General features: G+C 57.6%; 14 protein-coding genes. 5 read left to right on the top strand and 9 right to left on the bottom strand.

Going from position 1 to position 13863, the window contains the following annotated elements; all coding sequences use genetic code 11:
• Window positions 1-324 precede the first annotated feature (324 nt).
• The 5 genes from IVB40_RS22720 to IVB40_RS22700 all read right to left on the bottom strand — a co-directional run bounded on the left by IVB40_RS22720 (window position 325) and on the right by IVB40_RS22700 (window position 4827).
• Complete coding sequence (locus tag IVB40_RS22720) at window positions 325-621, bottom strand: hypothetical protein (RefSeq protein ID WP_247816378.1); 297 nt, start codon at window positions 619-621, stop codon at window positions 325-327.
• A 473-nt stretch (window positions 622-1094) separates the two neighbouring features.
• Window positions 1095-1691, bottom strand: a complete 597-nt coding sequence (locus IVB40_RS22715) for a DsrE family protein (protein WP_247819577.1) — start codon at window positions 1689-1691, stop codon at window positions 1095-1097.
• 34 nt (window positions 1692-1725) lie between these two features.
• Entirely contained in the window at window positions 1726-2286 is a 561-nt protein-coding gene (locus IVB40_RS22710) for a hypothetical protein (RefSeq protein WP_247816377.1), read from the bottom strand.
• Entirely contained in the window at window positions 2283-3302 is a 1020-nt protein-coding gene (locus tag IVB40_RS22705; RefSeq protein WP_247816376.1) for a TAXI family TRAP transporter solute-binding subunit, read from the bottom strand. Before IVB40_RS22705 ends, IVB40_RS22710 begins: the two co-directional genes overlap by 4 nt.
• Before the next feature lie 124 nt (window positions 3303-3426).
• Window positions 3427-4827 carry a hypothetical protein gene (locus IVB40_RS22700; RefSeq protein WP_247816375.1) on the bottom strand — a complete coding sequence of 467 codons (1401 nt, stop codon included), beginning with the start codon at window positions 4825-4827 and terminating at the stop codon, window positions 3427-3429.
• Window positions 4828-6404: 1577 nt separating this feature from the next.
• On the opposite strand from IVB40_RS22700, the gene IVB40_RS22695 reads away from it, so the two are divergent.
• The gene (locus IVB40_RS22695; protein ID WP_247816374.1) at window positions 6405-6608 is read left to right on the top strand and encodes a hypothetical protein; all 204 of its coding nucleotides are present in this window, start codon (window positions 6405-6407) and stop codon (window positions 6606-6608) included.
• A 616-nt stretch (window positions 6609-7224) separates the two neighbouring features.
• Here IVB40_RS22695 and IVB40_RS22690 read toward each other — a convergent pair.
• Entirely contained in the window at window positions 7225-7440 is a 216-nt protein-coding gene (locus IVB40_RS22690; RefSeq protein ID WP_247816373.1) for a hypothetical protein, read from the bottom strand.
• A gap of 695 nt (window positions 7441-8135) precedes the next feature.
• Here IVB40_RS22690 and IVB40_RS22685 point away from each other — a divergent pair.
• From IVB40_RS22685 to IVB40_RS22675, 3 genes are all read left to right on the top strand, one after another.
• Window positions 8136-8381, top strand: coding sequence for a hypothetical protein (locus IVB40_RS22685; RefSeq protein ID WP_247816372.1), 246 nt, complete (start codon window positions 8136-8138; stop codon window positions 8379-8381).
• A gap of 219 nt (window positions 8382-8600) precedes the next feature.
• A complete protein-coding gene (locus tag IVB40_RS22680) occupies window positions 8601-9716 on the top strand; it encodes a serine/threonine protein kinase (protein WP_247816371.1) in 1116 nt (371 codons plus the stop codon).
• Complete coding sequence (locus tag IVB40_RS22675) at window positions 9703-10779, top strand: nucleotidyltransferase family protein (RefSeq protein ID WP_247816370.1); 1077 nt, start codon at window positions 9703-9705, stop codon at window positions 10777-10779. Before IVB40_RS22680 ends, IVB40_RS22675 begins: the two co-directional genes overlap by 14 nt.
• Window positions 10780-10849: 70 nt before the next feature.
• Here IVB40_RS22675 and IVB40_RS22670 read toward each other — a convergent pair whose 3' ends face one another.
• Both IVB40_RS22670 and IVB40_RS22665 read right to left on the bottom strand, forming a co-directional pair.
• Window positions 10850-11233 carry an H-NS histone family protein gene (locus IVB40_RS22670; protein WP_247816369.1) on the bottom strand — a complete coding sequence of 128 codons (384 nt, stop codon included), beginning with the start codon at window positions 11231-11233 and terminating at the stop codon, window positions 10850-10852.
• Window positions 11234-11553: 320 nt separating this feature from the next.
• A complete protein-coding gene (locus IVB40_RS22665; protein ID WP_247816368.1) occupies window positions 11554-11910 on the bottom strand; it encodes a hypothetical protein in 357 nt (118 codons plus the stop codon).
• 31 nt (window positions 11911-11941) lie between these two features.
• Here IVB40_RS22665 and IVB40_RS22660 point away from each other — a divergent pair, with 31 nt between their 5' ends.
• Window positions 11942-12310 (top strand): H-NS histone family protein, encoded by a 369-nt coding sequence (locus IVB40_RS22660; protein WP_247816367.1) that lies wholly within the window; start codon window positions 11942-11944, stop codon window positions 12308-12310.
• A 68-nt stretch (window positions 12311-12378) separates the two neighbouring features.
• On the opposite strand, the gene IVB40_RS22655 is transcribed toward IVB40_RS22660, so the two are convergent.
• A complete protein-coding gene (locus IVB40_RS22655; protein ID WP_247819576.1) occupies window positions 12379-13734 on the bottom strand; it encodes an exopolysaccharide biosynthesis polyprenyl glycosylphosphotransferase in 1356 nt (451 codons plus the stop codon).
• Window positions 13735-13863: the final 129 nt, after the last annotated feature.

Here is a 13863-nt window from a genome sequence, read left to right as displayed (position 1 = left end):
CCAGCGGATATCCACGCTCTCGCTTGAGGACCTGCTCTCTTCAGTGTGCTCCACCACGCAGTGAAGGTGTAAGCTGATCTCGGCAGGGGCTTCCCCAATATCGCTTCAATTTCTGAAAAGGTCAGGCGGAGACTTTGACCGTTCTCCGTTCGCAGCCTTTCATGCAATGGCTGGTAAATCGACCTCGGCATGCGGGCACTATGTCGACAAATGGGCCGGCTGCCCGGCATTGGAATAGCAGTCTGGTGCATATAGAGCGCGAGGCAAAAGGCATTATCATTCAGGTCTGCAAGACCTCGCGGAGCCTGACGCAGCGACGTCTCTTCAGTGTTCCCTTAGCTCTAGGTCTCTCAGCAGCACGTGGAGAAAGTCGCTGGCGTGGTCATAGCGTTTGCGACCATTCACGATCTCGCGGGTGCGCGGCTCCAGTGTGCTGGCGATGGATTCCGCGCCGGGTAGATCAGCCTGGTGCGACCGCTGCTGTAGCAGCCGATCAGGAATGTCTTGAGCGGATCCAAACAGCTTCAACACACATTGTTCGCCATCGTACTTGGGATCAGCTTTCGCATAAAAAGCGGATAACCCTCGAAAGGTATTACGGGAAACGGCAGGTTTTGCCATTTAACATCCCCAACGTAAAATCGACTCGTTTCAAGTCTAGAAATCTGGCGCGTTAACAAAATAAAATCCAGTAGAATTTAATCGCTTGTCTTCGAAAAAGAGGTCATCGGAACTGACGTAAATCGAAGCACCGTGCGTCACAGCTCGCGCCGTCCTGCGTCTCCGATACCCTATGCTGCTACGGACAATCGACCATAGCAGGCTGCCGAGTAGGATAGGCGGGCCAGAGGCTGCCCCGCAAAATTGCTACCAGACCTCGCAAGTGACTGAGAACCGATGTTCGCTCAACCCTCTTCCGAAGTCGCTCTCGTAATCAGACAGTCGGTCTGGCGCTGCCCGGTGAATAGCGCACGATAGATCTGTCCCGATCGAGGCCAGTTCAATTTGCATCGGCTCCGGCGACCCACTCGATCGGGGTGTCGCGACCGCAGGCCGGCACCTAGTCGCTCGATAGGCATTGTCCGGTCGCCATTTCACGGCTTGACATAGGTCCATCCCTGCTCCTGCAACTGCATCACCCTAACGACGCCCGACCTCACCACCTGGGCTTGGGCAACGATCGGAATGTCTTTATTTTCGGCCTTTTGCATTTTCTCTTGCGTGTTTCCACAGGCTTTGAACGATACTTCCGGCGTGCTCAGAGCCATTTCCTCGATTCGAGCTTTCACCGGCGACGTGTCATCGCGGAGCATATGCAGGCCGGGGCCGAAGGTAATCACCTCAACTTTCACCGCTTCGCCAACCTCCTTGTAGTATTGCGTGACATTAAGTGCATTGTTCAATGCAAGATTCATTGACGCAGGGTCGTTTGTGTTAACCTGAAGGATTAAGCGGTGCTCTTGCTTGGCAGCAGACGGTGGTGCGATGCGCGCCAGCTCGGTTCTTTTTTGCGTTCCGCTCCTTGGCAATGAATTTGCGTGCGTTCTTGCCGCGCCGTGCGATGAGGCAGCGGTCACGCTGGTCTGTGCCGGGACAAGGCCAGCCTCCTGTGCCACAGAGCTAGACAGCCCGACCAGGAGCGAGATGATTGTCGCGCTCATTGCGCTGATAGTCTGCGAAAAATTGCTCATCATGTTGCTTCTCCAAGCGAGTTGGGGTTCATCATCAATTCTTGGGCTTCGCGAAAGCGCCTGGCCATTTGCATGTTGTCGCCATTTTTGCACGTACGCGGTCCATACCATCCAAAACGAACACTGCACCGGCGCCGGTCCCCGCCCGGCGTGACACATGCACAGAAAGTTGGCCGTGGTCGGGGATTGTTTGCAACAGGTGAACCACATCGCTTTCAAGCGCGACACCGCGCGCCGATGCAACTGTCGAGACCCGAAAAGGTGGATCATCATTGATGCGCAGGGAAAGGATATGGTCCCCGCCGCGGCCCGACAAGCCAGCTCCCTCAAGCAACACGTCGGTCAGGCCTCCTCGACAGCGAATCGACAGGCTCATTGCTGCGTCGGAACTGCCACCTTGAGATGGTAGCGTAGCCTTGATGATCGAGGAATAATCAATTGGCGATGTGGTTTCGCTGACGATCCACGCCCCGGCTCCATTTGGGGGCCGATCAGAGACGCGAAGCGGCGCCATAGGGTCTTCGACGCCTCGGGCCCGAGCGAGGTCATTTGCGATCGCGAGCGTCGCGACGAGAGCGATCAGGGTGAACGTCATTGTGCCGCCTGGCTCGAACGCGGCAGACGATCGAGCCAAGCCTGCGCCGCGGGGAAGCGCGTCAGGCCAGGGACCGTCGCCGCCAAGTTGATCGACTTCCATTTCGGATCGAAGCCGGGCTCCTGCAGCTTGTTGATCCGCGAGAACAGGCGGTCAACAAAGCGCGCCACCCGATGAAAGCGATTGGATTTGATCGGCCAATTGAAAGCGACCAGCACGGTTGGAACGGCAATAGTTGTCACGCGTTCCCCCTGCCTGATCAAGTTCGGATAATCAGCTGCGTCCAGCGAAGATGGCAGATAATAATCTTCGAACTTGCTCTCGTAGGGGACCGGCAAGAACTTGAAGCCGGCATCCCAGCGACCACGTATGAATGCATCCACCGGCTTCGATGTTATGAAAACGACAGCGGCCAGCTCACCCCTGCGCATTTGTTCCATCGCAACCTGATGGGGGATGAATGCCTTATCGACCTCGATCCCCAGCCGGCTGAAGATCAGTGGGCCCGAATAAGCCGCGGCGGTACCTTGGGTGTTGAAATTGACCTTCTTTCCGACCAGATCACTCAAGCTCTGAATTTCGGGCCTGACGAATACGTGCAGTTCAGATGGAAACAGGTTGAGCACATAGGTGATCCGTCGCTGGATGTCCGGCACTTGGCTCTTGTACTCGTCAAGTGCGTCGGAATTGATGATTGCTGCATCAATACCCCGCAAATACAGCAGCGAATTGACGTTTTCGGTTGCGCCGCGGGTCACGATGGGCAGCACGTGGAGGTCCGTTCCATCATCGGCCACTCGCGCCATTTCCGCGGCAAGCCGAATGGGAGCTCCTTCCAGCAGACCTCCGGCAATTCCAACAGTCCAATCGTTCATGGCCGCAATTTCCGCCCTTGCATGATCCGCACGCGCCCGCGGAGTCTGCTGGGCCATTGCTGGGCAACAGCCCATGATCAGAAGCGGAGCGGCTATCACGATGAGGAGAAACCAAGAGCGTATTCCAACCAGCTGCTTCATCGATCCGGCTCCCCTGGGAACGTCTATTCTGTTTTGTCCGCTGCGCTCTTCACTCCGACACGTAAGTTTAAGTTCGATCTGACTAGTCGATACAGCGCACGACCATTTGTCTGCACCGATGGTGCTAACGACCAAGTGCGTCGAATCGCTCCCTTGCCTCCTTGACCCCTCCGGCTGCTGCTCTGGCGTAAAGCTCTCGCGCCTTGGACGTGTCGCCGCGCGTTCCGCTCGAGCCCCATTTTGCAAGCAGGCTCGGGTCATACGTTTCTGCGAGGGCGAAACTTGCCGGTGCGCTCCCTAATTCAGCAGCACGCTCCAGGACAACTCGTGCCGCGCCAATGTCGCCTTGTCGAAGCAATCCGGTTGCGCGAGCGATCAATCGCACGAGCTCGGCGGCGTTTTCGTTCCCGAGAACCGAGGATGGCGCCTTAGGCTCAGCTGCTGTGACCACGAGCTCTCGCGCGATCTGCGCGGGCGGAGCCTGCGGCGATCCCAGCAGCAGTGTTCGGAGCAGTTCCCTTGTTGGTGAATTGCCGGCTCCGCCTTCACCCGATACCCCGGAGGGTAGCCACGGTCCGACATTCGGGCGTGCTGCGGCAAATTCTTGCTCATGTCGGCCGGATTGGTTGCATTCTCGCCGGAGCTGCTTTTTCAACTGTTCGGCTCGATCATCGTTTGCCGCGGCTTGCGCTTCATACGCGAACAGCTTGGAACGCGCCAACGAGAGCTCTTGCGCCAGCGCATCTGCTCTTCCGTGCTCTTCCCTCAATGAGAGCTTCAGTTTGGCCGAGGTATTCTCCGCGGTTCGGTTCGCCTGCGCCGTCTCTTCGATTGCCTTCGCGATCTGCTGGGATCGGTTGTCGAGCTCAATTCGCGTCGTCGCGAGCGTCTCCTCCAGCTGTTTGGTACGATCGTGTTCCTGTCGGAGGCTTGCCTGTACCTGAGCCTCCGCTGCCTCTTTTGCACTGATCTCTGCGGCTTGTCTGGTTACCTCTGCTGACTGGGTCTCCAGGTCGTGATGAGCGGCTGTCAGATTCTGCTCCAGCCGGTTTGCCCGATCTTTCTCCCGCTCGACAGCTTGTTGCAGGTCTCTCGGATCACTCTGTGCCCGGCGTTCGGGTTCGCGACCCTCGGTGCCGATTTCGCGGCTTAGCCGTGCCTGCACTTCGAAATCGTTGCGCGCCTTGACAAGTTCCTGTTCCAGACGCTGCGTGTGCAAGCGCTCCTCCCGGAGCGATTTCTGCAGCTTATCAGTTTCATTCTCGGTGGCCTCCGCAATGCTGGTCCACTGCTCGCGTGCATGCTGCAACAGCCCCAGCACGGTATCCTGCTCCCGCCGGCATGTTCGAAGGTCAGCAGCAAGGGCCTGTATCCTCTCCTGTTCTGCGGCGAGCACTTGCCGCGATCGCTCGGTATTGCTGATTGTGGCTTGTGCGAGCTTCAGGGGGGGCGTATCGGCAGATGGTTTCAGCCGCGCCGCGCGCCACCCTCCCGAGCCGGTCGCGCCGCGCAGGTGCGTCGCCATGACATGGGCGTCGCTCGCCGGCCGATTTGGCTGCTGCGCGAGAACGGGTATGGTTAATGCCGATATTACCGTCAGGACAGTCGGTGCAACCCACGACGACCTTGTTGCGCAGGTGAGCGCACAGCTACGAACACAATCCGAGGCAATCCACACGTCTGCGCGAACGGGCGATCCAAGGCCCGGCGCTGCCTGCATCGGCGCTTGTGCCCACATCCGCGACATTAATGCGTCAATCCGTTTCCCAATTGCACTTATCGATAGGCAAAATAAACTATATTATAATTTATTCAATGATTTATATCGCAATTTAATTTCGGCCGATGCGGCCGGTCGCTTGAGAAGGAGATCGTCCAATGCTCCACCGAATCCCATCGCTGATCGTTGCGATTATCACGAGCGTATCTGTGCTGGCCCTGGCCCAAGCAGGCGGCGCAGTGGCGGGCTCCGCGGGTGCCGGCACTGGGACGGGCACGGGCAGCGCCAACACTGCCGGGTCAGCTCCGTCCGGCATGGGTACAAATGCGAGTAGCGCCAACCCTGGTCCATCGGCGCCTCCAGGAATGCGGACACGAGACGTTGGTACCGGTGCAAACCTGAACCGCACCAGTCAAACCAACAGCCCGGACGTTCAACCCGCCACGTCGAAGTCGCGGGCGGCGGCGCAGGCCAAAAGAAATGCCGGCGCTGGCCACGCTCAAAATGGTCTGCCGATCGGAGCTATTGGCACCGGCACGAGCAACGAGGAGCAGATGATCGTTGGGCCGTCACCTAACCGAAAAATACCGGCAGCGACGGTCGACGGAAATATCGCTGGAACAGTTGGTAGGGGCTCCGGCCTTTCGGACCAGGTGAGCCGGCCGCGCGCCGCACGAGCTGGGGAAAAAGTGCTGGACGCCAAAGTGCTAGTCCAACGGCGAACGACAGTTTCGCATAAGCGTATTCCCGACCCAGAAAACAGAACTCGATAGTCTGAGCGGACCGAGCCGGGCAGCCGAGCGCGCTTTGGCGTCCCTGCTCAGGTCTGCGCGCCGCCAGACGAAGGCGCCGGCAGGGCTTGCTTCTCCATGGGGCGCCTTGAAGAGGACTGACGCCCGGCACACGGCCGAGCGGGATTTGGGCTAGGCGAGAGCATTCACGCGGTTATGCGAGCGCTCGATTCCGCGGCATTCGGATCATGTCCGATCGGTCGGAGCGAGGAGCCAGCCGTGCATCGTTCGAAATGCTCGCGAAGCATGTCATTAGCCAAGTGCTCCCAGAACTCAGCTTCGGCGAGAAGCTTCCAGCTTCGATCAGGATGATGCGCAGAAGTCTGTCGGCACAGCGACGCCATCGCGCGCAAGCGGCGTACGGTCTCCATCCACTCCTCCCATTTAGTTTTCCTCACCTTATTTTCTGTTTTACGCCATATTAATTATGATTATACTGGATAACTAAATTTGCTTTCCATGGCCCGACTGCCGAAACGATTTGACGCGAACGACTTTCGTTTTGCTTTCAAATCGTCTTTCAGATGAAGCGCTGCTTCATAAAACCAAAAACAGATAAAAGTCAGGCTTAAGCCAACTCAGGTGCGGGACATGATCCGCAGCATGCCGCTCGTGGATGATCTCGGTCAGAGCCGGAAAGGGACGCCGGATCCAAGTGCAGCACTTTTCCTGGCACAGAGCCTTCACTCGCATCGGCCTGCCTTGAAACTCCGCTACGCGCACGCCTCATTGGGAGCGATCGGGCGGCTTGGAGCTGTGCCCAAGGTTGTTGGTGGCTTCAAGGTCGATCCGTGAAACGATCGTCTTCGAGTTCGCTCAAATTACGAGCGCCGCTCGCCATCATTGAATCCGCGTGCGGCAACTCGTCCCAAACCGGGGCCTACGCATCCGTGACGCCGGCCCTAATCTCGCTCTTTCTCCGAGGCTTCGCCCTTCCGCCCTTCGCACTTGCTCTCGTAGCCTGTGCAATTGGGCAAGCAGGCTAACGAGCTCCATCGCCGTTTGACGCAGAACAGCCAAGCGGCTGCAAACCCCACTACTCACTACAATACCCCCAAACAGGCCCTTGCAGGATCAGCGATTGGAAGCGTTAGTTTGCGCCGACCTGCCGGTGTGACGCTTAACTTACGGTTCATGCGGGCGTCAGTTCGCTTTGCGACGATAGGCCAAAATATTTCGCATCCCTCCAGTAAGTCCTGGCAGAAATAGCCGCCGAGACAGGGATCTAGATGAACGCTGCGCGATGATTGAGCAGCGCATCCAGTCCGTACCAACACTAGTTCCCAGCCGGTGCGGCAGCCATGCCGCAACAGATCAACTCCGCACACGCGGCGTCAAATGAGGCGGTCGGCCCAAATTCGTGTAATGCTAGTCAGTTCGGCTCCGCGTCTGTACCGAAGCCCGCTACCCATCAACACAGCGGCGTTTCCTCGAATATCTCCCTGGGCCGCACAACCGGCTCATCGACCCAGGCCTCGCGAGCGAACCAGTTGTGATTGGCGCGACAGACCGGGCAACGAGTATTGCCATAAAACACAACGCTCCGCAGGAAAGCCTCACGGTTCGACCTAATACCAGTAGGAATTGCGCGACCGGTTTGCGGACATTTGACCATGATCATTCCCATGCGAGCCTCCCTAGGAAATTATTATTCGTTGTCAAACGAAAGAGAATCGGCCGGCTGGAGTGCGTCGTCATCTCAGTGTGGGTTATTTGGGGGGCATCGCACACTGGGAGTGCTTGTTCGAGCAGGGCGGGTTGCTCGTGACGACGTTTTTCCAACCGGCCGGATCGCTGCTTGAGCGATTCCTTGGACGCCGCCGCTCTTTGGCTCGGCAGCGCGGGCGTTGATTATTCGTCTCTCGAAAGCTCCTGGGGCGCCACTGAAAATGGGCCAATCTGAGCGGGTGGGAGTTTTGCGCGTGCTATGCCGCTCGCGACGGAGACGATCATGTCGCCCGTGATGGGCAAATTGGCTAATTCGATCACCGGTTTCACTCCACTCCCGTCAGCGAAATATTCGTCGTTAGGATTTAATCCTGCAAATTAAGCCTTGCGCTGTCGGTCTGGTTTGCGACTCTCGTCAAGTTTTATTTTTTTGCTGTCTGCACGCAGGAGGCCAAGATCATCGCGGCGATTTCTGCGACGCTGTTTCTCGGTCGGCTGCTATTTTCGATGAAGGACCCGCTTCTTGGTATTTGAATGGTTGCAGCCGGTTCAAACATGAAATAAATATTGATTATATTGAGATCATATAAATCTCGTTGTTAATTGTTGTCAATGACGTAAGTTGCTTTCGTCATTTTTTGGTCGGAGGAGACGATGCGGGAATCAGTCCAGAAGAAGCGCAACTCCACCTCGGCTGCGAAGCAGTTGGCTCAAATGCGCGAGAAACTAGCGAGCATCAGCGAGAGGGAGCGCGTTCTACGAGAGCGGAGTGCTGCTCGCGAACTTTACCGCTATCTGCTGGACTCTCACCGGTTGACCGCGCCGGCGACCTTTCTCGGAGGACAAGTGTTGAATATTTCTCCATCTGGGGTGAACGAGGGTGGTCAGCTGGCGGCGTGACCCGAGGCCGTAGGGTCATTCGAACCGAATCCCAGTCAGGCGATGTGCATCCGCACTGAAGGTGGATTTGCGCCGCTGTAGCACGGCGATCAAGCCGAGTTTCCTCGGCAACTGCAGCTGGTTTGAACGCGCCGCGGACAGGACATTGCAGGATCAGGATGTTGTCGCCGTCGCGTCGACACGACGGAGAAACAGATATCGTCGCTATCGGGCATAGCCATGCTGGAAAAAACATCGGCAGAGATCGTGTTGAGACCCGCCGCGGGTGCAGTCTTCGCGCTGGTGGACGGTCGATCAGTGCTTTTCAGCGAGACAAGGCAGAAGCTCTATGAGTTGGACCAGCTAGGGGCATTCATTTGGTGCAAGTTGGCACAAGGCGCTTCTTTGGAAGACGTCCATCAGGAGCTTGGGCATCTAGGCATTGGCGAGCGCGCAGCGCGCGAGTTCACGTGCCAGGCGATGAACGTCTGGATCGATCGAGGGGTGCTCGATCTCGACTGGCGAATGTCGGCCGATTGTGCCTTCTCAACGGTTCTTGGTCAGCGCAGGATCAGCGTCCGGGCTGCAAATCGGGAGCTCTCGCAACAGTTGATTTCGCTATTTTGTGTTACGGACGACAGCGGCGAGGAGGAGGATATTGCGATCGAGACGATGATGCTCGGCGACCGAGTATTCTTCCGCGGGAATGACGCGAGCATCCAAAGATGTGAAGCCGCAGCTCTGGCCCCTACAATCAAAGCTCACATCACCGAGCGACTTATCCGAAGCAATCAGTGGGCCTTCGCGCTCCACGCCGCTTCTCTTATGAAGTGCGGCAAGGGCCTGCTGCTGTGCGGCCAACCGGGAGCCGGCAAGTCGACTCTTGCGCTAGAACTGGTAGACGCTGGATTTCAGTATGCCGGCGATGATGTTGCGCTGATTGGGGCTGACGGAACGATCTGCGGCATCCCATTTGCTCTCACCCTCAAGCAGGGATCGTGGCGGTTGCTATCCCGAGTGTATGGCGAGTGGAACGACGTGACGCACCGCCGGTCCGATGGCGCCGAAGTGCGGTATCTGCCGATTCCGGATGCGCACAATGGAAGCCTCTCTGCCAACTGGATCATCTTTCTGAACCGGGTTGCAAGCGGCCCCGTCGAGCTGACCCCGCTGGATCAGCTTGATTCAATCGAGCGGCTCATTGAGGGCGCTTTTGCCGCAGACGGGAAGCTGTCGCAGCCCGGCTTTTTCGCTTTGAAGCGGATTGTTGCGGGCGCGCGATCGTTTCAACTTACTTTTTCCGAATCGGCGCAGGCTCGGGAGCTGCTGATGGAGTTGTGCAATGACAAGGCATAGTGCGGCACTGACAAGCCTTTGCAACTGCTTGCGAGGCTTGCCGCCCGTCGAAGTGGAGTGGACCTCGGTAATCGGCCTCGCAAACCAGACGTTGACGACGCCTGCGCTCATTGACTTCGTCGATCAATTTGCATCGGTGTTGCCAGAGGACGTGTGCACATATATCCGCCAGATCCATCGCCGAAACGTGCTGCGCAACGATCGGCTGGCCGGTCAATTGGAAGAGGCCGTCATTGCGATGAATGGCCAGGGAGTTACGCCGGTGTTGCTCAAGGGTGCGGCAACGCTAGCCACAGTACCTGTCGAGCGGCGGGGAGTTCGGCTGATGTGTGATCTGGATATTATGGTCATGCCGGACGAAGCTGAAAGGGCGGTCGCCGCTCTGGGCGCAATTGGCTATGAAATTCACGATCAAGCGCGCCCTGCAAGCCGGAGGTGGTATGTCGAGCTAAGTCGACCGCGGGATGTCGGAACCATCGATCTGCAGCGGGCCGCTCCAGGCCCCGCCTACCTCTATGCTGGCTCGGGACATGCCCTGGACCATTGCGTCCCCGCGCTGCTGGGGCGCGGACGCGTGTACGTCCCGACGCCCACTTATCGAGCGCTGATGTTGATCATCCACGATCAGTTCCAAGACTACGGCTACTGGCTTGGCGAACTCGATCTCCGGCATCTGGTTGGGTTGCGCGACTTGAACGCGTCCGAAGGGTTGGACTGGCAGGAACTTGCCTCTCATGTCTCGGGCGAATTGATGAAAAACGCGGTCGAAACCCAACTGCTCGCCCTTGCTGCGCTGCTTGGGGTCGATATCCCGCGCTCAATGCGCACCCGGCTGATTCCTCGTCTGCAGTTCATGCGACAATTAATGCAAGCGCGCTTTCCGGCCACACGTGTGCCGTTCCTCGCAATGACGGTCCTGGACCTCAGAAACTACCGGCGGGAGGCGACCTCTGGTTGCACGCAAACCGGTATGCGCCGGCCTGGATTGTGGTCCGTGCCAAGAACGGACACCTTACAGTTCCTGTTGAGGGCCGCCACCGCCGTTCGTGTCGGAAAGGTGTAAAGCCGGCAACGCTCGCACGCCTTCAAGGCCAAACAGTTTTAGCAAACGACATGTCTGCAGTTGCGCGGAGTCAATGCCCTTGTCCACCGGCATTCCGATCGGACGACTCGTCGTTCTCGCGAATCCTGAACTCTTCGAGCGTGTGCCCCGATTGGAGCGCGGCAACTAGCCAGCGAGGCTGTTTGCCACGCCCCGACCAAGTCTCCGTCGGGCGGAGTGGATTGAAGTATTTTGGCACGACTTTCGGGTATTTGCGGCGCGGCGGCTCGCTCGTTCCGGCGTTGGCGACCCGGCGTTCAGTTTCACCGAATTGATCCGGCTGGTTGAGTTGCGCAAGACGTTTTTCGAGCTCTCGCTTCTCGACTGTGATCTTTTCGGCAAGTATCTTTGTCAGCTCTTCGTGAAGGAGCCAGAGTTCCTCAAAGTCCATGGCTTCGAGATCTTGCCGACGCATAGCATTCTCGTCACCGTTTGACTGACGCCTGATCCATCTGTCATTCTCAGCTTACGAGCGCATCATTGCCCGAACGCCCAAATCAACGATGGACCAAAGCCAGTGCTTCAAATCGACGCTACAATAAATAAATAGTATATTATTTAATAATTATTACTAGGGTTATTTTATTAAATGGGGGTAGGCAGATCAAGGACTTGCTGCAAAGCAAGAAAGGGGAGTCTCTCAATCGAGTTCCTCTCGGCGGCACAGTCGGAGCATCCTTCCCCGGCTGGCCCCTCGGACATTCGGGACCTGAAGCTCAAATCGAGTTCAGGCGGCTAGCGCTGAGGGACATTCGTTGGCGCTCGTGCACATCCGAAGGCTGCAATATCGAGATTGCCCAGAACAAAAGGACAGCCTACGCCAACCATATTCATCGAGAATATTGCGTCGCGGATGGCTTGTACCGGCGCTCCATGTGATCCCATCATATCAGTTCGCTTGAATGGTTCCCCGGCCGCCCGCTGGACGTGTGAATTTACCCGCTCCGCAATTAAATTATGCGGACAGCCCATTGTTTCGGCTTGATTGATTGCTGCGACGCAGTTATCTGGGGAATGCGATTTCAGTTCGGTTCCATGTATTTTCTTGGGTAAATCGAGTTCACCATCTTGATTAATGTCGATCCGGGGCATATTAAGTTTGGCGCAACTACAGGGTGCGAGCATGCCAGCTAAGAAACTCGAGTTAGAATCAATGTCCCTTGACGATCTCTGGTCGCTTCATGAGGAAATTAGCGGGATCTTATCGGACCGAATTAAGGCAGAAAAGCACGAACTGGAGAAGCGCTTGGCGGTTCTCGGGGGCGGGGTGGCTGTTGTGGCGGACTCAAGCGGACCGGGCGTGTCTCCGACTGCCAAGGCGAGACGCAAATATCCGCGTGTGCTGCCGAAATACCGGAACCCCCAGACCTCCGAGACCTGGTCGGGGCGCGGCAAGCGGCCGCGGTGGTTGGTTGCTGCCATGAAGTCTGGCCGGAGAATTGAGGACTTTCGCATAGGGGATGCAAGTCCGAAGCTTCGTCAGCGCGCGTAACCTGATCTGCACTGTTCGACGGGGTGGTTGGGTTAAATGGCTGCCGCAGTGCCCGTGATCCTGTGGGCCTAATAGGCGTTGCGTCCCCGCAGCACTTCGAGGGGAGTTCGCAGCAGGATTACGAGATCAAGCCGAAGGCTCCAGTTGTCGATGTACCAGAGATCGTATTGTACGCGTGTTTCGACCGTGATGGCTGTGGGGGTTGGACCGCGGCAGCCATGGACTTGGGCCCATCCGGTCAGTCCTGGCCTGACCCTGCGGCGTAGGGCGTAGTTCCGCACGAGCTTGTCAAATTCTCCGTCGTGAGCCAAGGCATGAGGACGCGGACCGACCAGCGACATGCTGCCGTCGAGAACATTTAACAGCTGTGGCAGTTCATCGAAGCTTGTTCGACGCAGCCATTTGCCGACGCGCGTCACCCGTCGGTCGAGGCGATGGGCCTGAAGGATCGCCGGCCCGTCCTCGAGCACATGCATCGTCCGGAATTTGCGGATCAGGAAGATCCGGCCATTAAAACCACAGCGTTGTTGTCGAAAGAATATGGGGCCGGGCGAGTCCAGCTTGATTGCAAGTGCGGCCAGCACAAGCAGCGGGGCAAGTATCGTCAAGGCGAGCGCGGCGCCGAAAAGATCAATGATTCGTTTGGCCGCACAGTCCAGCTGCGTAAGCGGCCCACGCTGGAGTTCAACACAAACCGCACTTCCAAGGCTTCGCGTGGGGTGTCGAAGCAATTCGGATGTCGTACCGACCGGCACGAACACAACCGGTAGCGGCAAAACCCGCAAATCGGCAACGAAGGCCCGAAGTTCGGGCCATCGTTCCGGGTTCGCTTCCACAACCACCTGGTCGAGCTCGGAGCTGCGAATGTAGTCAATCACGCGAGCCGTGAGCCGCCTTCGACAGGCAGGACCGAAGCCGATTGGGGGCAAGCTGAACCGGCCTCGGACACAATAACCATGCATCGCCAGCGTTTCAGGCAGTCCGGCGTTTTTCGATGGCGGCTGGTCGCTGACCAGAACAATGTTTGTGCTGGCGAATTTTCTGCCGCTCAGGCCCTTCCCGAGAAGCGCTCTCACTCCCCACCGCTCGGCCATAAGCAAGCCGAGGCCCAGGACAGCGAAAAGTGTGCCCGCTTGGTGAGAAGAGCCCGAACCAATTGCAAAACCGTACCCGGCCCATATCAAGAACAACAATGACGCCCATGCCATCCAGACGGCGCGCATCTGACTTCGCAGGACAAGGAGCTCGGCTGGCCGATAAAGGCCGTGGGTCTTCAAGAGGCAAACGAGACATGTTGCGCTGACTAGCGCCAGGCCAAGTGCGTTGCTTAAGTCGCCTGCAGCCCACCCATTCTGCGCTTGGCATAGCCACGTCGAAACGACGCTCGCAAAAACAACGGTCGCAATATCAGCACAGAGCGCCACGTATTCGATCGAGTCGTAACGGAGAGGCCATTTGTGCTGGCGGGATACTATCGGCCCGGGACTGACACGATCCGTAACTTCCCGATCGGGGAAATGTCGGTTCACGAAATTCATTGTCGGGACACCCGC

It is taken from the genome of Bradyrhizobium sp. 40 (assembly GCF_023100925.1).
In the GTDB taxonomy this organism is placed as follows: Bacteria; Pseudomonadota; Alphaproteobacteria; order Rhizobiales; family Xanthobacteraceae; genus Bradyrhizobium.
The sequence above is the reverse complement of the archived record's forward strand: the minus strand, read 5'-3'. Positions and strand labels throughout refer to the sequence as shown.

Bases quoted from the DNA above. Each gene is read 5' to 3' on its own strand.
- IVB40_RS22720 (WP_247816378.1), bottom strand. From the start codon at position 621: ATGGCAAAACCTGCCGTTTCCCGTAATACCTTTCGAGGGTTATCCGCT.
- IVB40_RS22715 (WP_247819577.1), bottom strand. From the start codon at position 1,691: ATGAGCAATTTTTCGCAGACTATCAGCGCAATGAGCGCGACAATCATC.
- IVB40_RS22710 (WP_247816377.1), bottom strand. From the start codon at position 2,286: ATGACGTTCACCCTGATCGCTCTCGTCGCGACGCTCGCGATCGCAAAT.
- IVB40_RS22705 (WP_247816376.1), bottom strand. From the start codon at position 3,302: ATGAAGCAGCTGGTTGGAATACGCTCTTGGTTTCTCCTCATCGTGATA.
- IVB40_RS22700 (WP_247816375.1), bottom strand. From the start codon at position 4,827: ATGGCGACGCACCTGCGCGGCGCGACCGGCTCGGGAGGGTGGCGCGCG.
- IVB40_RS22695 (WP_247816374.1), top strand. From the start codon at position 6,405: ATGATCCGCAGCATGCCGCTCGTGGATGATCTCGGTCAGAGCCGGAAA.
- IVB40_RS22690 (WP_247816373.1), bottom strand. From the start codon at position 7,440: ATGGGAATGATCATGGTCAAATGTCCGCAAACCGGTCGCGCAATTCCT.
- IVB40_RS22685 (WP_247816372.1), top strand. From the start codon at position 8,136: ATGCGGGAATCAGTCCAGAAGAAGCGCAACTCCACCTCGGCTGCGAAG.
- IVB40_RS22680 (WP_247816371.1), top strand. From the start codon at position 8,601: ATGCTGGAAAAAACATCGGCAGAGATCGTGTTGAGACCCGCCGCGGGT.
- IVB40_RS22675 (WP_247816370.1), top strand. From the start codon at position 9,703: ATGACAAGGCATAGTGCGGCACTGACAAGCCTTTGCAACTGCTTGCGA.
- IVB40_RS22670 (WP_247816369.1), bottom strand. From the start codon at position 11,233: ATGCGTCGGCAAGATCTCGAAGCCATGGACTTTGAGGAACTCTGGCTC.
- IVB40_RS22665 (WP_247816368.1), bottom strand. From the start codon at position 11,910: ATGCCCCGGATCGACATTAATCAAGATGGTGAACTCGATTTACCCAAG.
- IVB40_RS22660 (WP_247816367.1), top strand. From the start codon at position 11,942: ATGCCAGCTAAGAAACTCGAGTTAGAATCAATGTCCCTTGACGATCTC.